The organism is Streptomyces sp. NPDC055254, from assembly GCF_053606025.1.
This window is the reverse complement of record NZ_JBSGQV010000020.1, coordinates 68,988-89,129: the sequence shown is the minus strand read 5'-3', so window position 1 is coordinate 89,129 and position 20,142 is coordinate 68,988. Positions and strand designations below refer to the sequence as shown.

16 protein-coding genes are annotated in these 20,142 nt (G+C 74.8%); 10 read left to right on the top strand and 6 right to left on the bottom strand.

Going from position 1 to position 20,142, the window contains the following annotated elements:
- Nucleotides 1–3 precede the first annotated feature (3 nt).
- The 4 genes from ACWFQ8_RS20280 to ACWFQ8_RS20265 all read left to right on the top strand — a co-directional run bounded on the left by ACWFQ8_RS20280 (nucleotide 4) and on the right by ACWFQ8_RS20265 (nucleotide 4,590).
- Nucleotides 4–1,359 (top strand): sensor histidine kinase, encoded by a 1,356-nt coding sequence (locus ACWFQ8_RS20280; protein WP_453787629.1) that lies wholly within the window; start codon nucleotides 4–6, stop codon nucleotides 1,357–1,359.
- A complete protein-coding gene (locus ACWFQ8_RS20275; RefSeq protein WP_453787628.1) occupies nucleotides 1,356–2,036 on the top strand; it encodes a response regulator in 681 nt (226 codons plus the stop codon). Before ACWFQ8_RS20280 ends, ACWFQ8_RS20275 begins: the two co-directional genes overlap by 4 nt.
- Before the next feature lie 299 nt (nucleotides 2,037–2,335).
- The gene (locus tag ACWFQ8_RS20270) at nucleotides 2,336–3,379 is read left to right on the top strand and encodes an alpha/beta hydrolase (RefSeq protein ID WP_453787627.1); all 1,044 of its coding nucleotides are present in this window, start codon (nucleotides 2,336–2,338) and stop codon (nucleotides 3,377–3,379) included.
- Nucleotides 3,376–4,590 carry an acyltransferase family protein gene (locus ACWFQ8_RS20265; RefSeq protein WP_453787626.1) on the top strand — a complete coding sequence of 405 codons (1,215 nt, stop codon included), beginning with the start codon at nucleotides 3,376–3,378 and terminating at the stop codon, nucleotides 4,588–4,590. Before ACWFQ8_RS20270 ends, ACWFQ8_RS20265 begins: the two co-directional genes overlap by 4 nt.
- A gap of 134 nt (nucleotides 4,591–4,724) precedes the next feature.
- Here the strand turns inward: ACWFQ8_RS20265 and ACWFQ8_RS20260 are convergent, their stop codons facing one another.
- The gene (locus tag ACWFQ8_RS20260) at nucleotides 4,725–5,147 is read right to left on the bottom strand and encodes a DUF350 domain-containing protein (protein ID WP_453787625.1); all 423 of its coding nucleotides are present in this window, start codon (nucleotides 5,145–5,147) and stop codon (nucleotides 4,725–4,727) included.
- A 97-nt stretch (nucleotides 5,148–5,244) separates the two neighbouring features.
- Here ACWFQ8_RS20260 and ACWFQ8_RS20255 point away from each other — a divergent pair, with 97 nt between their 5' ends.
- Complete coding sequence (locus ACWFQ8_RS20255; RefSeq protein ID WP_453787624.1) at nucleotides 5,245–7,113, top strand: GNAT family N-acetyltransferase; 1,869 nt, start codon at nucleotides 5,245–5,247, stop codon at nucleotides 7,111–7,113.
- On the opposite strand, the gene ACWFQ8_RS20250 is transcribed toward ACWFQ8_RS20255, so the two are convergent.
- Nucleotides 7,065–9,107 (bottom strand): AMP-binding protein, encoded by a 2,043-nt coding sequence (locus ACWFQ8_RS20250; protein ID WP_453787623.1) that lies wholly within the window; start codon nucleotides 9,105–9,107, stop codon nucleotides 7,065–7,067. The genes ACWFQ8_RS20255 and ACWFQ8_RS20250 overlap by 49 nt on opposite strands.
- A 170-nt stretch (nucleotides 9,108–9,277) precedes the next feature.
- Between ACWFQ8_RS20250 and ACWFQ8_RS20245 the strand changes: the two genes are divergently transcribed.
- The 4 genes from ACWFQ8_RS20245 to ACWFQ8_RS20230 all read left to right on the top strand — a co-directional run bounded on the left by ACWFQ8_RS20245 (nucleotide 9,278) and on the right by ACWFQ8_RS20230 (nucleotide 13,262).
- The gene (locus tag ACWFQ8_RS20245) at nucleotides 9,278–11,245 is read left to right on the top strand and encodes an ABC transporter ATP-binding protein (protein WP_453787622.1); all 1,968 of its coding nucleotides are present in this window, start codon (nucleotides 9,278–9,280) and stop codon (nucleotides 11,243–11,245) included.
- A 48-nt stretch (nucleotides 11,246–11,293) separates the two neighbouring features.
- Nucleotides 11,294–11,689: a VOC family protein gene (locus ACWFQ8_RS20240; protein WP_453787621.1), complete on the top strand. Its 396-nt coding sequence runs from the start codon at nucleotides 11,294–11,296 to the stop codon at nucleotides 11,687–11,689.
- 313 nt (nucleotides 11,690–12,002) lie between these two features.
- Nucleotides 12,003–12,152: a hypothetical protein gene (locus ACWFQ8_RS20235; RefSeq protein ID WP_453787620.1), complete on the top strand. Its 150-nt coding sequence runs from the start codon at nucleotides 12,003–12,005 to the stop codon at nucleotides 12,150–12,152.
- Between the two features lie 345 nt (nucleotides 12,153–12,497).
- Complete coding sequence (locus ACWFQ8_RS20230; protein ID WP_453787619.1) at nucleotides 12,498–13,262, top strand: class E sortase; 765 nt, start codon at nucleotides 12,498–12,500, stop codon at nucleotides 13,260–13,262.
- Between the two features lie 101 nt (nucleotides 13,263–13,363).
- On the opposite strand, the gene ACWFQ8_RS20225 is transcribed toward ACWFQ8_RS20230, so the two are convergent.
- A complete protein-coding gene (locus ACWFQ8_RS20225; protein WP_453787618.1) occupies nucleotides 13,364–16,132 on the bottom strand; it encodes a glycosyl hydrolase in 2,769 nt (922 codons plus the stop codon).
- A gap of 270 nt (nucleotides 16,133–16,402) precedes the next feature.
- Nucleotides 16,403–16,753, bottom strand: a complete 351-nt coding sequence (locus ACWFQ8_RS20220) for a hypothetical protein (RefSeq protein WP_453787617.1) — start codon at nucleotides 16,751–16,753, stop codon at nucleotides 16,403–16,405.
- A gap of 250 nt (nucleotides 16,754–17,003) precedes the next feature.
- Between ACWFQ8_RS20220 and ACWFQ8_RS20215 the strand changes: the two genes are divergently transcribed.
- Nucleotides 17,004–17,516: a gluconokinase gene (locus ACWFQ8_RS20215; protein WP_453787657.1), complete on the top strand. Its 513-nt coding sequence runs from the start codon at nucleotides 17,004–17,006 to the stop codon at nucleotides 17,514–17,516.
- Between the two features lie 79 nt (nucleotides 17,517–17,595).
- Here the strand turns inward: ACWFQ8_RS20215 and ACWFQ8_RS20210 are convergent, their stop codons facing one another.
- Nucleotides 17,596–18,570, bottom strand: coding sequence for a hypothetical protein (locus tag ACWFQ8_RS20210; RefSeq protein WP_453787616.1), 975 nt, complete (start codon nucleotides 18,568–18,570; stop codon nucleotides 17,596–17,598).
- Nucleotides 18,571–19,336: 766 nt separating this feature from the next.
- A complete protein-coding gene (locus ACWFQ8_RS20205) occupies nucleotides 19,337–20,110 on the bottom strand; it encodes a hypothetical protein (RefSeq protein ID WP_453787615.1) in 774 nt (257 codons plus the stop codon).
- Nucleotides 20,111–20,142: the final 32 nt, after the last annotated feature.

Sequence of the window (20,142 nt, the reverse complement as noted above, 5' to 3'; positions counted from 1 at the left end):
GTCATGAGTGACACATCCCGCGCGCGGCGGCCCGGCCCGGCCCGCGCGACGTCCCGTCCCGCCACCGGCGCCACCCGGGTGCCGGGTGCGCTGACGCAGCTCGCCGTGCTGCTGCGTACGCCGGCGCGGGAGGCCGAGCCGCTGTTCGCGCAGGCGCCCAGGGCCTGGCAGCGGGCGCTGCCGTACGTCGTGGTCGGCATCTTCGTCGTGACGCTGCTGCCCGTGACCATCACGGTGCTGACCAACGACTACAAGGCCGGCGGGGGCTGGTCGGGGGCGCTGGGCGTGGCGCAGACCGTACCGCTGCTCCTGGCGGTGACCCGGCCGCTGCCCGCCTGGGCGCTGATCCTCTTCGCCGACACGTTCGGCGCGGTCCTGCTGCTCAGCTCCGACGCGACGGCCGGGCGTGCGTGGCCGTGGACACCGATGGTCGTCGTCGGCTACCTGGCGCTGATGGCGTGCCTGGGACTGCGCGAGGCTCCGCGGACCCTGGCGGGGGTGTGGCTGGCGACCGGCGCGGCCGGGGCGGTGCTCGGCTTCTTCCAGCCGGCGGGTGCCACGAACACCGCCGCGCTGCTCTTCGTCCTGTCCGGGGTCGTGCTGGTGCTGTCCTGGGCGCTGCGCGGTCTGGGCGACGCGCGGCAGCGGATCGCCGAGCAGGAGAGCATCAGCGAGGCGGAGCGGTCCCGGCGGACGCTGCTGGAGGAACGGGCCAGGATCGCGAGGGAGTTGCACGACGTGGTGGCCCACCACATGTCGGTGATCACCGTGCAGGCCGATTCGGCGCCGTACCGGCTGCCCGGCATGCCGGAGCCGGTGCGCGGGGAGTTCGAGGCGATCGCGGCCAGTGCGCGGGAGTCGCTGGGCGAGATGCGGCGGCTGCTTACCGTTCTGCGCGGCGACGGGGCGAACGGCGGGACCGGCGCCGACGGCGAACGGGCGCCGCAGCCCGGGATCGGCCGGCTCCAGCAGCTGGTGGAGGCGACGGTACGGGCGGGGCAGCCGGTGGAGCTGTCCCTCGCGGCGGGCGCGGAGCGGGTGGCGCCGCCCGCCGTGGACCTGTCGGCGTACCGGATCGTGCAGGAAGCCCTCGCCAATGTGGTGCGGCACGCCCCGGGGGCGCGGACGCGGGTGTCGGTGACCGTCGACGAGGACGAGGTCCTCGTCCTGGTGGTCAACGGACCGGCCCAGGACGCCGTGGTGGTGCTGGAGGACACGGGTACGGGGCACGGGCTGGTGGGGATGCGTGAGCGCGTACGGTTGACGGGCGGGACACTGGACACCGGTCCGCTGCCCGACGGCGGTTTCCGGGTGGCCGCCCGCCTTCCCCTGAACGCCGCGAGCGAGGACGCCAGTTGACCATCCGTGTGATCATCGTCGACGACCAGGCCATGGTGCGGGCGGGGTTCGCCGCGCTGCTGTCGGCGCAGGCCGACATCGACGTGGTGGGCGAGGCGCCCGACGGTCGGCAGGGGGTGCGGGTCTCGCGCTCCACGCACCCCGACGTGGTGCTGATGGACGTGCGGATGCCGGAGATGGACGGGCTGACGGCGGCCCGGGAGATCCTCGACCCGCCGCCCGGGGTGGTGCACCGGCCGAAGGTGCTGATGCTGACGACCTTCGACATCGACGACTACGTGTACGAGGCGCTGCGGGCCGGCGCCTCCGGGTTCCTGCTCAAGGACGCGCCGCCGGCGGACCTGATCTCGGCGGTACGGGTGGTCGCCTCGGGCGAGGCACTGCTGGCGCCCTCGGTGACCCGGCGGCTGATCGCCGACTTCGTGCAGCAGCGGCCGGCGCCGCGCAAGGATCCGGCGCTGCGGCTGAACGGCCTGACCCCGCGCGAGACCGAGGTGCTGGAGCTGATCGCGCGCGGTCTGTCGAACCAGGAGATCGCAGGTCACCTGGTGGTGGCGGAGCAGACGGTCAAGACGCACATCGGGCGGGTGCTGGCCAAGCTCGGCCTGCGGGACCGGGCCCAGGCGGTGGTCTTCGCCTACGAGGCGGGCCTCGTCCGCCCGGGCGACAGCGCCTGAGGCCGCGGTACCGGTCTCCACCCCGGCGGTCAGAGGGGTGGTGCGGACGGCGCCCCTGCGGCGTTGACAGAGACGGTCTCCCCGCCCCGCACCGCCCACGACGCGCCCCGCCGCAGGGCGCGTCGCGGACATCCGGCCGGAAGCCGGGGACATTCGGCCGGGAGCCGGAGCGGCTCTCTCCTCCACCCCCTACCGGGGTATGACATCCGAATTGGCTCCCCGGTCCGACGTACGCGCCGGTACCCGCTTCCTACCTTCCTCCTCGTCACAAGGTTCGCGACGAGGAGGGGGGAAGTGGCATGCGCCGCTTCGGAAGGACGCTGGTCACGGCAGCGGTGGCGGTCACCGTCGTCGTGGGGAGCGCGGGGTGGGCCTCCGGCGACAGCCAGCGGGCTGTCACCGGACCGCCGCCGGGCACCGCCGACTGGCGGTCCGAGACGCTGTCCGGCCTCCCGCTGCCCGATCCGGCGAGCGCCGCGCCGCAGGAGGTGGCCCACTTCTTCGCGGGACTGGACGACTCCGGGCGGCGCGAACTCCTGCGCCGGCACCCGCTGGTGCTGGGCAATCTGGACGGCGCGCCGCTCCCCCTGCGGTACGAGGCGAACCGGATCGCCGTCACCGCGACGGGCGAGGCGCGGTACGCCTCGCTCGCCGCTCCGGGCCGGCAGATCCTCGCCTTCGACCCGCGCGGCCGGGGCCAGGTCGCCGAGGTGTTCGGGGATCTGGAGCGCGCGGAGCACGTCTCGGTGATCGTGCCGGGATCGGACAACGACGCCACCGGCCACGACCGCCGACGCGCGCCGGACACCGGCCCGGCGGGGATGGCCACCGCCCTGCGCACCGCGGCCGGGGGGTCCACGGCCGTGATCGCGTGGATCGGCTACACCACTCCCGTCGGGGTCGGTCTGGACGCGGCCGACGGCCGGTTGGCGCAGGCGGGGGCGGCCCGGCTCGTCCGGTTCACCCAGGGGCTCGACACGGTCGGCGCGCCCGATCCGGCGCTGTTCTGCCACAGCTACGGCTCGGTGGTCTGCGGGCTCGCGGCCCGGCACACGGACGCCACCGACATCGTCGCCCTGGGCTCCCCCGGCATGCGCGCCGGCACCGCGGCCGGTCTGCGGACGCGGGCCCGCGTCTGGGCGGCCCGGGGGCCCTCGGACTGGATCGCCGACGTACCGAACGTCGAGCTCGGCGGGATCGGGCACGGCGCCGACCCGACGTCCCCGGCCTTCGGCGCCCGGCGGGTGCCCGCCGGCGACGTGCGGGGCCACACCGGCTACTTCGCCCCCGGGACCCGCTCACTGGCGGCCTTCGCCGCCATCGCGCGAGGAGAGGCCCGATGAGCGCGCTGGTCGAGCTGAGGGCGACCGCGGCGCGGATCGACCGCCGGACCCCCGCCCATCGAGACCGGGCCGTCGACGGACTGCGGGCCCTGGCCCTGCTCGCGGTGCCGACGGGCCACTGGCTGCTGGGCGGCTTCACCCTCGACCCCGGGGGCGGGCTGCACAACGCGAGCCCGCTCTCCCACTTCGGTGGGCTCGCCCCGGCCGGCTGGGTGCTCCAGATGCTCGGCATCTTCTTCCTGGTCGGCGGCTACGCCTCGGCGCTGTCCTACCGGCGCCGCGCGGGGTCGGCGGGGGCGTGGCTCAAGGGCAGGATCGTCCGGCTGGGCCGCCCGGTGCTGGGGGTCACCGCGGTGTGGGCGCTGGCGGCGCCGGTGCTGTACGCGGTCGGCGTGCCGGAGGCGACGCTGCGGACCGCGGCGACGCTGGTGATCCAACCCCTGTGGTTCGTGGGGGTGTACGCGGTGGTCACCGCGCTGACGCCGTACTGCGTACGGGCGGCGGGCCGGCTCGGCGGATGGGCGGCGGCGCCGCTGTTCGCCACCGTCGCGGTCGTGGACCTCCTGCGGTACGGGCCGCTCGCGGACTCCGTGCCCTCGTGGCTGTCCCTCGTGAACATCCTGCCGGGCTGGCTGTTCGCGTACCAGCTCGGGGTGTCCTGGGGCGAGCGGCGGATCGGGCGGTACGGGGCCCGGCTGCTGCTGGCCGGCGGGGTGGTGCTGTTCGCGGCGCTGCTGGTGGTCTTCCACTACCCGGCGTCGATGGTGGGGGTGCCGGGCGAGGCGCGGACCAACTCGCACCCGCCGTCGCTGCTGGTGCTGGCCCTGGCCTCGGCTCAGTCGGGGGCCGCGATCCTGCTGCGCGACCGGATCGCGCGGCTGCTGGCCCGGCCGGCGCTGTGGGCACCGGTGGTGGTGATCAACCTGTGTGCGATGACCATCCTGTGCTGGCACCAGACGGCCATGCTGGCCGCGGCCGTTCCCGGTTCCCTCCTGAGCGGCGGGCTGGCGGGGCTGACGACCGCGCCGGACAGCGTGGGGTGGATCGCGGCGAGGCTGGCGTGGATGCCGGTCTTCGCGGCGCTGCTGGTGGGCATCGCCCGGTACGCCCGCCGGTTCGAGGAGCCCTGGCGCGGGACGACAGGGGTGCGGCGGGCCGCGGCGGGGGTGCTGGCGGCGGGATACGCGGTGTTCGCGCTGGGGCTGGCGTAGCGCGCGTGTGAGATACGGCGAGAGCGCCGCTCCCGGGAAGGAGCGGCGCTCTCGCGGCGTGTGGCGCGCAGCGTGTGGCGCGTGGCGCACAGCGCATGCCGTGTCCCGCGCGGCGTATGCCGTGTGCTGCGGCGTCAGGCGATCGAGGCCGCGACGACGGCGGCCACGGCGAGGTTGCAGGAAGCCGTGACCCAGACGGCCGGGTGGGGCTCCGGGTCGACCACGATGGCGCCGAGCTTGCCCGGGGTCACCAGGTCGAGCACCAGGAAGGCCACCGCCATCAGGATCAGGCCGAGGACGCCGAAGGCCGCCGTCGACAGCAGGCCCTTGCCGAAGTCGTCGTAGGTCGTCCAGATCGAGGTGAAGACGATGCCGCCGATACCGAGCAGCGCCGAGCTGAGCAGGAGGGCCGCGTTGCGGTTGCGCTCCTCCCAGATCTGCTTCGGGAGCTTCCCGGGCGTCAGCACGTCGACGAGGACGATACCGAGGATCAGCAGGACCAGGCCGAGGGCACCGTAGGCGGTGGTGCGGCCAAGTCCGTTGATGATGTCGCTCATTGAGAAGCCTGTCTCCGCGTGGTTGGGAAAGGATGTGCCGTGAGGGCTGGCCGAATCTATCGCACGGCCTGCCACCGGACCATGGGGAGGCCGGGGAATGGTGGAGGTCAGGGCCGCACGGACCGCTGAGGCGGCCGCGCTGACCGGGCTCGTGATGCGGTCCAAGGCGCACTGGGGGTACGACGCGGCCTTCCTCGCCGCGTGCGCCGAGGAACTGCGGATCCGCGCCGACGACGTGACGGCCAGGCGCATCGTGGTGGCGCAGGACGGGCACGGGACCGTGCTCGGGCTCGCCTCGCTGGAGGGGACTCCCCCGCGGGCGGAGCTGGGGCTGCTGTTCGTGGAACCGTCGGCGATCGGGCGGGGCGTGGGGCGGCTGCTGTACCGCGACGCCCTGCGCAGGGCCGCGGAGCTCGGGTTCCGGGAGCTGGTGATCGACGCCGACCCGCACGCGGCCGGCTTCTACCGGGCCATGGGCGCGGCCGGGGCCGACGGAGCGGGCGGCGCCCTGGTGCGGTTCACGGCGGCGCCCGCCGCGCTCGCGGACTGGGCCCGGGCCTGGACGGGCGGCGGGCGGGCCGTCCATGTGGGCAACGTCGCCGAGTTCAACGCGCAGTTCGCCGACGCCTCCCTCGACCGGGAGCAGGGGGCCGCGCACCACTACGCCTGCCTGGCCGCCTTCTACAGCCCCTGTCCGGCGGCGCTGGTGCTGCCGCGCACGGTGCCCCGGGGCTGGACCGGGCTGGTCTGCCGCCAGCTGGGCTGGGAGGGGGTCGAGGTGTACGACGGGCTCGTGGAGCGGGGTTGCGGCCTGTCGGCCGCGGTACGGGCCCGGCCGCCGCTGGCGGCGCTGCTCACGGGGGCCGGGCTGCCCCTCGTACCGTGGGGGCCGACCGAGCCGTTCGCGGCGCTGGCGGGCCGGCCGTGGCGGGCCCGGGACCTGCGGTACGAGTCGAAGTCGGCGGCGCACGGGCTGTTCGCCCGCATCCTGGCGGGCGGCGGGCACCCCCTGATCACGCTCCCCGCGCAGTGGCGGGTGAACACCCGGCGGGCGGCCGTCCGGCGGGTCGCGTCACGGGCGGCGGCCGGCGGGAGCACCGTTTTGAAATCGGAGCACGGGGTGGGGGGTTCGGGCACCACCGTGCTCACCCCGGGCCGGGTCCGGGCCGCCGGCGGAGCACGCGCCGCGCTGCGCGGCCTGCCGCGCGGCCCGCTGCTGGTGGAGGAGTACGTCGGCGGTCCCGCGGCGCAGGACGGGGACGGCCCGCGCGACCTGACGTACGACGGCTTCGTGGACGCCGGCGGCCGGGTGCACGAGGTCGGCGGCGCGGTGATGGACGTGGAGGGCGCCGGTTACCGGGGCGCCACGGTGGGCCCCGGCGTGGTGCCCGCCTGGGCGGAGCAGCCGCTGCTGTCCTTCGGCGGGGCGGTGGGCCGGGAGCTGGCGGCCGCCGGCTACCGGGGCTGGTTCGACGTGGACTTCGTCGCCGACGGTGCGGGGCGGCTCGCGCCCACCGAGACGAACCTGCGGCTGACCGGTCCCTCGATCGCCTTCATGGTCGCGGCCCGGCTGGACGTGCTGCGGGGCGCGGGACACCTCGTACGGATCGCCGACCGGGTGGAGCTGGGCGCGCGGCTTCCCGAGGCGCAGCTGGACGAGCTGTGTACGGCCCTGGCCGGGGAGTGCGCGGAGCTCGGGGCGGTGTTCGTCCCCACGATCCCGACCGGTGCCTTCGATCCGGCGCCCTGGCTCGGCGTGCTGGTGGCGGCGCGGGCCCCTGAGGTCCTGGACGCGGCCGAGGCGCTGGTCCGGGCGCGGGCTCTGGCGGTCGGCGCCGGGTTCGGGCCGGAGTTCGAGCCCGTCCCCGGCCGCGGCCCCGACCCGGGCCCCCGCTCCGGCCTTCACCGCGACCCCGCTCAGTCCTCGAAATCGAAGAGGTGGGCGCGCCTGCGGGTCGCGAAGTAGGCCACGACCGCCGCCGCGATCATCAGCGGGACGTTGAAGACGTAGACCAGGGCGGCCTGGTGCGGCCAGTCCTGTTTGGCGGCCAGCCGGTAGAAGTTGTCCTGGGGCCACCAGGCCGCCAGCAGGTAGACGATCGCCAGGTGGGCGGCGGCGGTGAGCTTCCGGCCGTGGCCGAGGGCCCGCATCCGGGGCCGTCCGCCGACGAGGAAGGCCACGCCGAGACCGAAGGCGACGCACTCGAAGACGTAGAGGACCTGGAAGAGGAACGCCCAGGGCTGCGGCACCCCCGTCACGTCGGTCGCGCCCGGCCAGATGACGTCGGTCAGGATCCGGGCGGCGAAACCCAGCCAGAGCACCCCGCAGCCGATCGCGCAGGAGGCCGAGCCCTCGCCGGTGGACGCGCTCGCGTACTTGCCGGTGTGCCGCGGCGGGGTGTGGGCGGGTGCCCGCGCCGGTTGCGGCAGGGCGTCGCGGTCCTCCTGGCCCGCCTCGTTGCGGGGCAGGGTCCGCAGCCGCACCACGGCTCGCGGCCGGTCCTCGGCGGGCAGCCGGCCGGCGAGGTGCTCGCGCAGCCCGTCGGTGTCGGGCAGGCCTGCTCCCGGCGGCCGGGCGGGGTCCTCCATCGGCGGGGCGACGTAGGCGACGAGGCGGCGCGCGCCCCCGAATCCGGCCACCGCGGCCACCAGCACGGATCCGACGCCCTCGTGGGCCCGGATCACGGACTCCACCTGGTGCGGGTCCAGCGAGCGGCCGTCGAGGGTGATCCGGTCGCGGAGCCGGCCGCCGAACTCCAGCAGCCCGTCGTCACGGAGCCGGGCGAGGTCCCCGGTGGGGACGGCGTCACCGCCTTCGGGCGGGGTGAGGTACAGCTGCCCGTCACGCAGCTCCGCGCGGCAGCCCGGGAAGGGAGTGCCGATGAGGCAGACGCGTGCGGGGTCGTCGACCGGGCCTGGCAGCTGGGGCAGTTCGAACCAGGTGCCGGTTCCGGCGGTCTCCGTGGGCCCGTAGACGTTGAGCAGCCGTACCCCGGTCCGCAGCCGGCGTTGCAGGGCGGCCTGTTCGTCCACGTAGAGCCGGTCGCCGGTGACGGTGACCAGGCGCAGTGCGCGCAGCCCCGCACCGTCCTCGGTCCGGGCGCCGGGGACGGCGGTCGTCGCGGCGCGTGCCGCCGCGACGCCGGTACCCGGCGCCCACAGGAACTGCCGGGACGCTCCGGCCGGGTCGGTGTGCAGGACGGTGACCTGCTCGGACTCGACCGCGTGCCGGATCTCGTCGGGCTTCCACGCCCCGTTCCGCGGCACGACGAGGGCGCCGCCCGTGCACAGGGGGCGCGTCCAGCCCGCCGCGAAGGCGGTGACGGCGGAGCCGGCGGTGATCAGGTGGCGGTCCGCCGGCAGCGGCCGGACGACCTCAGTCCAGCGGTCGAGGGCGGCGAGCAGCCGGGTGTGGCCGACGGCCACGGCGCGCGGTGCCGCTCCCCCGGTGAACAGGTACGCCGCGGTCAGCCCGCCCCCGGTGCTGCGGGCGGGCGGGCCGGTGGGGCGCTCCGCGATGGCGGCGGCCTCGGCGCCGAGGCGGACCACCCGCAGGCCCCGGCCGTGGTCGAGGCGGGCCTGGTGCGCGGCGTGCGTGAGCAGGGCGAAGGGCTCGACGGCGGCGAGCTGGCGCTGCCCGGTACGCGGTTGCTCGACGTCGAGGACGGTGTAGGCCCCGCCGGCCTTGAGGACGGCGAGCAGGGCGACGAGGAGTTCGGGCCGGCGGTCCGTCCCGACGGCGACCACCGCACCGGCCGGCAGGCCCGCGGCAAGCAGGTGGTGCGCCAACTGGTTGGAGCGTAGGTCGAGTTGCCCGTAGGTGAGGCTGTCCGGGCCGGCGATGACCGCGCGGGCGTCCGGGGTGTCCCGCGCCCATCGCTCGAAGCGGCGCGGCACGGTGTCGGTGGTGGTGGTGATGGGCGGCCGGTCTGAAGGAGTGGACTCGGATCCCTGCGTCATGGACCGATGATGCCACCGGACGCCGACGCGGACGGGAGGATACGAAAACGCCTCCCCCGCAAAGGAGTTGGCGGCGTTCGAGCCCGGTGCGAACGACGGGGCCCGACATCGGCGCGGCATCGGCCAGGCGCCTTGACCTCGACCTTGGTCGAGGTCCTAGCGTTCCTGCCATGGACATGGAAGTCACCGCCTGGCACTCGCTGCACAGCGCGATCAACGCCCAGCAGGACCGGCGCCCGTTCTCCCGGGCGAGCCTGCGGCGGGTCGCCGCCTTCGCCCGCCCGCACCGCCGCGGGCTCACCCTCTTCCTCCTGCTCAGCGTGGTGACCGCGCTGCTCGCGGTGGCCACTCCGGTACTCGCCAGCCAGGTGGTCGACGCGATCGTGAACGGCCGGGAGAGCGGCACGGTCACCCGGCTCGCCCTCCTCATCGCGCTGATCGCGGTCGTCGAGGCGGCGCTGGGGCTGCTGACCCGCCGACTGTCCGCCACCCTCGGCGAGGGACTGATCCTCGACCTGCGGACGGCCGTCTTCGACCACGTGCAGCGGATGCCGGTCGCCTTCTTCACCCGGACCCGGACCGGGGCCCTGGTCAGCCGCCTGAACAACGATGTGATCGGCGCCCAGCGGGCTTTCAGCAACACCCTGTCCGGGGTGGTCGCCAACACGGTGACGCTGCTCCTGACCCTCGCCGTGATGCTGAGCATCTCCTGGCAGATCACACTGCTGGCGCTGGTACTGCTGCCGGTCTTCGTGCTGCCGGCCCGCCGGATGGGCGTGCGGATGGCGGCCATGCAGCGCGAGGCCTCGGAACTCAACGCCTCGATGGGCACCCGGATGACCGAGCGGTTCTCCGCCCCGGGCGCCACGCTGGTCAAGCTCTTCGGCCGGCCCGCGGACGAGTCGGCGGAGTTCGCGGCCCGCGCCGCACGGGTACGGGACATCGGCATCCGCACGGCCATGGCCCAGTCCGCCTTCATCACCGCCCTCACCCTGGTCTCGGCGCTGGCCCTCGCGCTCGTGTACGGGCTCGGCGGGTACTACGCCCTGCGCGGGACCCTGGACGCGGGGTCGGTCGTCGCGCTGGCCCTGCTCCTCACCAGGCTGTACGCCCCGTTGACCGCGCTCGCCGGCGCCCGCGTCGAGGTGATGAGCGCGCTGGTGAGCTTCGAGCGGGTCTTCGAGATCCTCGACCTGGAGCCGCTCATCGTCCAGAAGCCGGACGCCCGCGCGGTGCCGGACGGGCCGGTGGCCGTGGAGTTCGAGGGGGTCTCGTTCGGCTACCCCTCCGCCGACAAGGTCTCGCTCGCCTCCCTTGAGGAAGTCGCGGCCCTCGACGCCCGGGGCGGGGCGAAGGTACTGCACGACGTGTCCTTCCGGGCGGAGCCCGGCCGGATGATCGCCCTGGTGGGGTCCTCCGGCGCCGGCAAGTCCACCATCGCCCAACTCCTGCCCCGGCTCTACGACGCGGACGCGGGCACGGTCCGGGTGGGCGGCGTCGACGTACGGGACCTCACCCACGATTCGATCCGCGACACCGTCGGCATGGTCACCCAGGACGGGCACCTCTTCCACGAGTCGGTACGCGCGAACCTGCTGCTGGCCCGCCCCGGCGCCGCGGAGTCCGAGATCTGGGAGGCCCTGCGCCGGTCCCGGCTCGACGGGCTGGTCGCCTCGCTGCCGGACGGCCTGGACACGGTCGTCGGGGAGCGCGGCTACCGGCTCTCGGGCGGGGAGCGGCAGCGCTTGACCATCGCGCGGCTGCTGCTGGCCCGGCAGCGGGTGGTGATCCTGGACGAGGCCACCGCCCACCTCGACTCCACCTCGGAGGCGGCGGTGCGGGAGGCGTTGGGCGAGGCGCTGGCCGGGCGGACGGCGGTGGTGATCGCGCACCGGCTGTCGACCGTACAGGCGGCGGACCTGATCCTGGTCGTCGAGGACGGCAGGATCGTGGAGCGCGGCACGCACACCGAGTTGCTTGCGCTCGGCGGTCGGTACGAGGAGCTGTACCTCACCCAGTTCGCCGCGGCCGACGTCGCGCCGGAGCCCGAAGACGCGGACGCGGTCCCCGCGGACACGGCCACGGCCGACACGGCGGGCGTGGTGTCGGGCGGTGCGGGACCGGCCCCGCGAGCATGATGGCCGTCAGGCCCCGATCCGGGGCCGCAGCCGAATCTGGAGCACCTGATGGACATCAAACTGGAACTGGTCGCCGTCCCCGTCACCGATGTCGACCGGGCCAAGGCCTTCTACGAGAAGATCGGCTTCAACGCCGACCACGACATCACCGTCAGCGAGGACATCCGCTTCGTCCAGCTGACTCCGCCGGGATCCGCCTGCTCGATCGCCGTGGGCAAGGGCCTGACCCGGATGACCCCGGGGTCGCTGGACAACATGCAGGTCGTGGTGGGCGACATCGAGGAGGCCTACGCCGACCTCCGGGGCCGGGGCATCGAGGTGACCGAGATCCAGGACATGCCCTGGGGGTCCTTCGTCTACTTCTCCGATCCGGACGGCAACGGCTGGGCGGTCCAGCAGACCGCTCCCCGTACGACGGGGGACCCGGAGGCCGCCGCCGGTTGAGGACGCGGGCCCGGGCCGCCCGGGCGCCCGGTCGGCGCGGCCGGTAGGAGGGGACCGAGCACAACAGTGCGCCGCCGCTCCGCGGATCGGTGCGCTCCGGTCGCCCGCGCCCGCGGCTTCGGCTGCGGCTGCGGCTTCGGCTTCGGCTTCGGCTTCGGCTTCGGCTTCGGCCGGGACTGCGCTCGCTCACAGTCCGGTTCCGGGGGCTACCGGGGCAACGGGCCCGGTGGAAGGGCCCCGTGGCGCCGGTTCAAGACGCGGCGGCGGGGTATCCGCCCAGGGACGCAGCGCACGATGACGCTCTGGAGGAGCCATGCCCGGACTGTTCGCGAAGATCAAGGCGTTCAGCCGCACCCCGCAGGGGCAGCGGACCATCGCCTCGGCCCGCCGTGCCGCGGCCGACCCGGGGAAGCGGGCGGCGGCCCGCCGGATGCTCACCAAGCTGCGCGGCGGTCGGCGCTGAGGGCCGGGAGGACCGCCCTCGCGGTCACCGTCCGTCGCACGGAACCCGTGGGACGGTAGCGGCCGGAAGGCGGTCCTCGAACCCGCGCCGTCGGCGCGCCGTGTCGGCGGGTGGGCGATCGGAAAGCCCGGCTGCACGGGCTCCGGCGCGGGCGGGGGGCAGGCGTGACGGGGACGGCTCGTGGAGCAACCCGGGGCCCGGCCGCCGGGCAGCGCAGGTCGCAAGTCGCAGGTCGCAGGTCACAAGCCGGGGCCCTTATGTCGCCCTTGCTCCGTATGCCACTCTGTCGGGGCGATCCGGGTCCCTCCCCTGCCGCAGGACCCGGCCGACCCCACGGAATCCGCCATGCCCCTGCCGCTCCCGCCCCGCGCCGTGTCCGCCGCACTGGCCGGCGCCGTGACCGCCCTGCTGGCGGCGTGCGCCCCCGAGGCCACCGCGGGCGCGCCCGCCACTGCTCCCCCACCGCGTACGTCGGCCGCGGCGCCCGCGCCGCCTTTGGACCCGCCGCCGACGCGGTCGGTTCCGCCCGTGAGCGTTCCGGCATCCCCGGCCGCCACCGCGCCCCCGCCTCGCCCCGCCGGCTCGGGGCACACCCGGGTCTCCACGCTGTCGATCCCCTCGGCGGGTGTGAGCGGCCTGCGCGTCGTGCCGTACGAGGGGACCACCGACGATGTCGCGGGCACCCGCATCCAGGACCGGGGAGATGCGGCGAGCCCGTACGGCGAGGCCGGCGGGGTCGGTCCGGGCCGGATCGGCAATTTCCTGGTCACCGCACACCGCCTGTCGGCGGGCGGCCCGCTGCGCGACCTGCCCGCCGTGGACCCGGGCGACACCGTCCTGGTCACGGTGGACGGGACGACGTACACCTACGAGATCGTCGCGACCCGCTCCACGTCCTTCCGCTCGGAGCGTTCGCTGGACGAGCAGCGCGCCGCGGTGCCCGGCGCGCCCGGGACGGCGCCCACCCGGGCCATGATCACCATCTCGACCTGCGCCACTCCCGAGGACCACGCCGCGGGCAACTTCTGGAGTGACGCCCAGGGCAATCCCGAGCACCGCATCGACAAGATAGGCGTCCTGCGCGACCCGGCGGCCGCGACCACCGGATAGCCGGACAGCTCGACCGCCGGACAGCCGGATCCGGGGCTCGGCCCCGGATCCGGTGCGGGGCGTCCGGTGTCAGGTCCCGCCGGCCCCCGCCGTGCCCGCGGTCATCCGTACGGGATCACGAGGACGGAGCGGTCCGTCCCGGTCTGGAGCCGAGCCGTGCCGTTCCCGATGGCGTGCCACACCTCCAGTCGTACGGTGCCGTTGCGCAGGTCGCCCAGGGCGCCCGTCGCGGACCGCAGCCCGCGGGCCTGGCTGTACTCCTCCCAGCCCGCCACCGGGTCGGTGGCGAAGTAGTGGTAGGTCTCGGTCCGGTCGAAGGTGCCGTCACCGGTGAGGTCGTAGCTGATCCTGGCCTGCTGGCCGAGGCCGACCGCGGTGCCCGCGTCGAGCTGCAGCCGGAAGGCGCTCGCGGTGCCCGGTTTAAACGTCCCGTTGACCCCCTTCGCCTCGTAGACCAGCGGCTGGTGCGGGGTGCCGTCGTGGTTGGCGCCGCCCGCCGAAGCGATGGTGTCGCTGCCGGCCGTCCCGCCGGTGGCGGTGGTGAGGGTCCCCCCGGTACGCAGTTGGAAGGTGTTGCCCGTGGAGGGGCCCGGGTCGGTCGGGTCCGTGGGATCGGTGCCGGTGCCGGTGCCGGTCGCGGTGGAGCGGGCCGGGACCGTGAGCTTCGCGCCGTCGGAGAACGTGACGGTGCGGGCGGTCGAGCCGTGGTTGTGGGCCGCGTAGGTGCGGACGGTGCCCTTGCTGAAGACGGCCGAGGTCGGCAGGTCGCCGGTCACGGTCGCGTCGGGTGCGCCGAGCGTGTCGAGCGTGGTGATCCAGTGGTACGTGTGGGCCCGGGACTCGCCCTGCTCGGGGGTGTACGAGCCGCTGCCCGCGTCCCACTTGGCCTTGGCCGCCGCCGGATCGGCCAGCGACTGGAACTCCCAGAGGATGTCGCGCCATTCGACGGCGGGTCCGCCGTTCTCTCGCTCCAGCTCCGCGATGTTGCGCCGGATCGCCTCCTTGCGGCCGCCGAGGTGGATCGAACCGCCGGTCACGGGGAGGACATTGATGCCGTGGATCTCCTCCGGGTTGGCCGTCCACCAGGTCGCGTAGGCGACCCCGCTGCCCCAGACCATGCCCGCGGTGTCGTGCCCGAAGGACGACGGGAAGACCTGCTGGTCGGCGTCGAACCAGTACTGGGCTATGGCCTCGGACTCCGTGGTCAGCAGGAAGGTGCCCAGGTCGCGCAGCGAGGCGTCACCGGTGGCCGAACCCCACAGGACCAGGCCGGCGCTGAGGTTGGTGGACTCGGAGGAGGACTCCTGGTTGTTGCCGGCGGCGAAGCCCTGGTGGCCGGAGGCCCAGCTGTGCCCCGCGTACACGTCGAAGCCGCGCAGGAACGGGAAGGCGGTGTCGGTGCGGCTCGGGTTGGCGGAGTCCCGCACGAGGGTCTTCACCATGCCGCCCCAGGCCGAGTCCGCGGCCCAGGCCGGGTCGTACTGGGCGACGATCGCGGCTGCGTAGACGTAGTACGAGTAGTGGAAGTGGTGGTCGTTGAGCTCGGTGTCGCTGCCGTAGGAGGCGGGATAGCCGGTCAGGGTGCGCCAGTTGGAGTCGTAGGAGAACTCGCTCGGGCCGCCCGCCGTGAACCACTCCTGGAGACGGCCCTTCATCAGGTTGAGCAACTTGTCACGGGTGGCGGTCTCACCGATCTGCTCGGCGAGCGGGACCAGTTGGGCGAGGCGGCCCAGTGCCTTGCCGGTCCAGTAGGTGTCCGTGGCTCCCGAGAACGGGTCGGCGGCGTTCGCCGCCTCGTTCAGGTGGCTGCGCAGCCGGGCGGCGTCGGTGCCCGCCGCCTTCGGCAGGGCGGGCAGGACTCCGGACGCCTTCTGGCTCGTGGTGAAGGTGGCGGACTCGCGGACCTTCATGGTGCCGCGCGGGGAGACGTAGGTGTGGGAGGTCAGCGGATCGGCCGTGTGCAGCCACTGGTGCCGGTAGAGGGCCTGGAGGGTACCGGTCTCCGTGCCCTCCTGGGGCTGGGTGGTGAGGCTGTACGTGGCGCGCACGGTGCCGGACGCGGAGCTCCAGGAGACGCGGGAGCCGGTGACGAAGCTGTACGCGTACTTCTGGAAGGTGGCGAGGGCGCTGGTCGAGGGCAGCACCGCCAGTGAGAAGTAGTCCTTGGCCCCCAGGTCGGCGGTGAGGGTGGAGCCGGAGACCGTCCAGTCGCTGCCGGTGGGGGCGAACAGCGCGTAGTGGTGTCCGGCGACGGTGATGCCCACGACGTTGCCCTGGTCGGCGAAGACCTGGGGGGCGGTGGCGGTCGTGATGCGCGCGCTGCCGCCCGTGCCCTTGGCGTAGACGAAGGGCATGCCGTGGCCGATGGTGGTGCGCAGGGTGCGCGCGCCGTCGGACCAGTAGGGCGTGACGGTCCAGTCCGACCAGGCGTCGGCCTTGGTGTCGGGGGAGTTGAGTCCGGTGAGGCCGAGGGTCAGGTCGCGCCGATGGGCGTACTCGTACTGACGGCCCTCGCCGACGATCGCGGGGGTCGTGGGGTATCCGATGTCGAGGCCCGCCGCGGTGGCCTGGTAGGTCAGAGGGTGCCCGTACATGGGGGTGGAGTACGGGTTGTCGCCGTAGCGCTGGAAGGCCAGGGAGGACCACCAGTCGTTGGTGGGGACCGGCTTGCCCTGGGCGGCGGGGGTCACCTTGGGGGTGACCGGCGCACCGGTGTTGGTGGTGGGGCCGGAGGTTCCGGCGGGCCGGGTGTCCGAGTAGCTGCCGGCGCCGACGGGGACGGTGGCCGCGGGTGCCGCGGAGGCGCCGGTGCCGGTGCCGGTGAGGCAGAGAGCGGCGAGCAGGGTGGCCAGGGCGGTGCTCCCGGACATCGCGGCGAGGGACCGCAATCGGGAGGGCGGTCGGTCTGTGCGGGGGGCTGACATGTGCGCACCTCGTGGGGATGGCGGCGGAGAGAGCGTGATTGAGAGCGCTCTCAAGTGCCTGGAACGTAAAACTCTTGAAACGTTCCTGTCAATACACCCGGCAGGGAACGGGGTTGGGACGCGTGCGGCGCCGCCGTGCGTTCGAGTCCTGACGACAGCGCCCCGGCCCGGCGCGCGAACGCGTCGGGCCGGGGCGCTGCCCCGTCTCGCGAGAAGTCAGGACGACGCGTCGGCGGTGACGACCCCGTCGAGCTCCCACGCGTGGCGCTTGAACTCCCGCCGGAAGTCCGCGTGGTCCTCCCACTGGCGGGCGATGCCGCGCAGCACGTCCCAGTGGTGCTCCACCGACTGGTCGATGACCCGGCGCACGGCGGGATCGGCCGACTCCCGCGTCTCGATGAGGCCCTTGACGGCCGAGGCCTCCAGAACGGAGTTGCGCAACGCGCGCAGGGCGCGGGAGGTGTCGTCCATCCCGAAGCCGTACTCGCTGCCGGTCCCGGCGTCGAACAGCGGGGTGAGCCGCGCTTCGATGAACGCGGTGATCCGCTCGAAGTGCTGCACGTCCATCGGGTGCTCCATTCTCCTGCCGGAGCACCGGATGTGTCGGGGCCCCGGCCGTTTCGACCGATTCGCCTGAGCCGGTTCTTCCATCTGCCGGCGCGCCGCCATTATTCCGCACCTAGCCTGGGGTCGCCGATTCCGAGCGCCGGCTCCGGGCCCGTGAGCCGGCCCGTCAACCGGAATCTGGGGACAGCGAGAAGAGCGAGGTGCGGCGTTGAGCACGCAGCAGTGGACCACCCCCCGCGTGATCGTGGTGATGGGAGTGGCCGGCACCGGCAAGACGACCGTGGGCCGGCTGCTCGCGGAGGCACTCTCCCTTCCCTACGCCGAGGGCGACGCGTTCCATCCGCCGGCGAACGTCGCCAAGATGTCGGCGGGCACCCCGTTGGACGACGAGGACCGCCGGCCGTGGCTCGACGCCATCGGGCAATGGATCCGCGACAGCGCCTGCCGGCGCGGCGGCGTGGTCGCCGCCTCCTCCCTCAAGCGCGCCTACCGCGACCGCCTGCGCGCCGCGGCGCCGCGAGCGGTCTTCGTCCACCTCGCGGGCGAACGCCCGCTGATCGAGGAGCGGATGGCAGCCCGCACGGGCCACTTCATGCCCACCACCCTGCTCGACTCGCAGTTCGCCACGCTGGAGCCGCTCCAGCGCGACGAGCCCGGCGTCGTCGTCGACGTGTCCGGATCCCCGGCAGACACCACGGCGCGGGCGCTGGCCGCCCTGCGCCGCCTGTCCGTCCACAAGGACCACGAGAACCACGAGAACTGAAGGAATCGTCACCGTGACCAGTGGCAGCGTCGAGACTCGGGCGGCGGCCGGGCACCGGACCGATCACCTCGGCGGCTGCTCAGTGCGGCCGCCCGGACCCCCCGTCGAGCTGTACGGCGGCCAGCGCGAAACCGTTCGCGGCCGTCGCGCAGCGCTCGGCGAGGACGGTGACCTCGGCGTGGAGTGCGGTGGCCCGCGGGCTCCGGCCGGCCGCTCCCCGCGGGGACCCGGCCACGGCCCGGCGCAGCCGCCGGGCGTGTGAACGCAGCGCGGCGGCGTGCGTGCGCAGGTCGCCCGCGGCCGGGCGGCGGCGCGGGAGCGGACGCGGCCGCGGAAGCGCCCGCAGGGCCCGGGAAGACGGGTGCGGTGCCCGCCGCGGCGGAGCGGAGGGCGGGGCGGCAGCGGGCCCGCGGTCGCAGAAGGCGAGCACGGCGGCGCCCAGCCCCAGGAGCGGCTCGGCGGTGACGGCGCGGCCGGTGGCGACCTGCCATCCCGCGTGGTCGTTGAACGGGTTCGCGTCCGTCAGCGCGTGCCAGGCCAGGACGTCGGCGAAGGCCGGGGCCAGGAGCGGGAAGGCGTGCTCGGCGCCGCGGTCCCGCACGATGCGCCGGAACAGCCGGACGGCTTCCGCCTGGCGGTCCTCCCCCACCGCCCTGAGCACGGCTGCGGCGCCCGGATCGTCGAGGAGTTCGGGGTGGTGCGCGGCGGCCGCGCCGATCCTGGCCCGGAGACCGCAGACGGCCATGCTGACCGCGAGGTTCTCGCGGCCGGTCAGGATGCCGGCGAGCCGGCCCGCCCGGGCCACGCCCCGGCCGCGCGGGGCCCAGCCGAGGCCCGCCGGGTCGGTCAGGGTCCGCAGCAAGGTGCGCCAGCCGAGCCTGCGCCGGCCTCCCCGGGCGAGGGCGGCCGCGGGCAGGCGGACGCCGAGGGCCAGACCGGAGGCATCACGGGCGGCTTCGCCGACCGCGTCCGCGGCCTCGGCCAGTTCTCGGCACAGTGCGTCCAGCAGACCGGTGTCCGGGAAGGAAGTCGCGGAGGTCGCGGCGTCGGGCATGTTTTCCTCGCGGGTTCGACAGGGATCGGGGGGCGGGGGGTCGACAAGGCACCGGGAGTACGAGGGCGTGGGGGCGTCGGGGCGCGGCGGGTCCGGGGAGCGGCCGTCGGGCCGTGGCGTACGCGTCGTACGTCGGCGGGGGCCTGCGCTCGGGGTCGGCGGCGGCGGACGGCAAGCGGCGGGCAGGCGGGCGGCGGGCGTACGGTCACCGGCGGGCGGGAGGCGGCCCCGGGCGGGCGCTTCGCAACCGGGTGTACCGGGGGCGCCGCGGCGCCGGCGTCACCCGGAGGCCGAGGAGGTCGTCGCCGTCGGGGGCGGCCCCTGGGAGCATGCGCATCCGTGTACCTCCGCGCGGGAATCGACGGTCGGTGACTTCGGCATCACCGTACGTCGCCCACCGGAGGTGCGCGCTCCGAGCGCCACGGGCGCTACGGGCGGGGGTCCAGGTCGACGAGCGGCGCGGCCGCGTCCGGCCCCGGCGCGAGGGAGGAGGTGAAGGTGTCGCTGTTCAGCGCCCGAGCGGGGATCGCGACCGCCGTCGCCGCCGTACGAGGTCGACGGCGCGCTACGGCTCCGTCCCCCGGTGCACGAGGCACCGGGCCGCGACGAGACCGGAACGGGTGAGCCCGAGTGGCCGCCCGGCCCCAGGCCCGGCACCACCTCGTCCCACGGGTGGTCGGGCCGGGTACCTCGCGGTCGCGTCAGCGGGTACGCGGCATCCGGTCGCACCTCCTGGGGCGCATTCCGGATCGTGCACAGCGGCCGCTCAGCTCAGCGGCGTCGGCGCGAAAGCCGCCTCGCGGAAGGCCGTCCGGAGCGAGTCCTGGCCGCGATCCGGGACGAGCACCGCCCAGCGGCCGCGCCGCGGTGAGAGCCACATGCCCGGACCGCCCTCCCGGGCGTGGTGGCCCCACACTCCGTGCGGGGCCGGGTGCCAGAGGAGGCCGCGGGCGGGGGTGAGCTCGCCGGTACGGATGCGCAGGGACTCGGCGGTCCAGGAACGGGTGATGCCGGGCGGATCCGCGTCCACCGGGGATAGGAGGTGGCGCGGGAAGCGCGTGAGGTCGGCGAGGGGCGCGCACAGGGTGCCGTCCGCGAACCGGGTGCGGTCCATACCGAGCGGCCCCCAGACGCGGGTGGCGGCGAGCTCCGCGAGGGGCGCCTGGCCGAGGTGCTCGGCGAGACGGGTGAGCGCGAGGACGGCGGGGCCCTCCGCGTGCGTGAGGAGGTGGTGGGCGGTGGTGGCGGCGGGGAGCCCGTCGGCGGCCTCGGGGCCGTAGGAGGCGAGGGGGGTGTGCAGGCGGAGCGAGCCCTCGTCCACGAGGGCGCCGATGACCGGCCACACGGCGAGGACGGCGGCGAGCCCGCCGACGTCGAGGTCGCGATCCGCCGCCCCGGACTCGCTGCCGGACCCCCCGCCTGATCCGCCGGCTGATCCGCCGTCGGTCCCTTCGGGTCCGCCGACGGCCCACACCGCCCCGGGGTCGGCGGGGTCCAGGAGGGTGCGGAGGTCATCGGCCCGGCCGCTCAGGAGCGTCATGGTCGTCCACGCTAACGAGCCGGTCAGCCCGC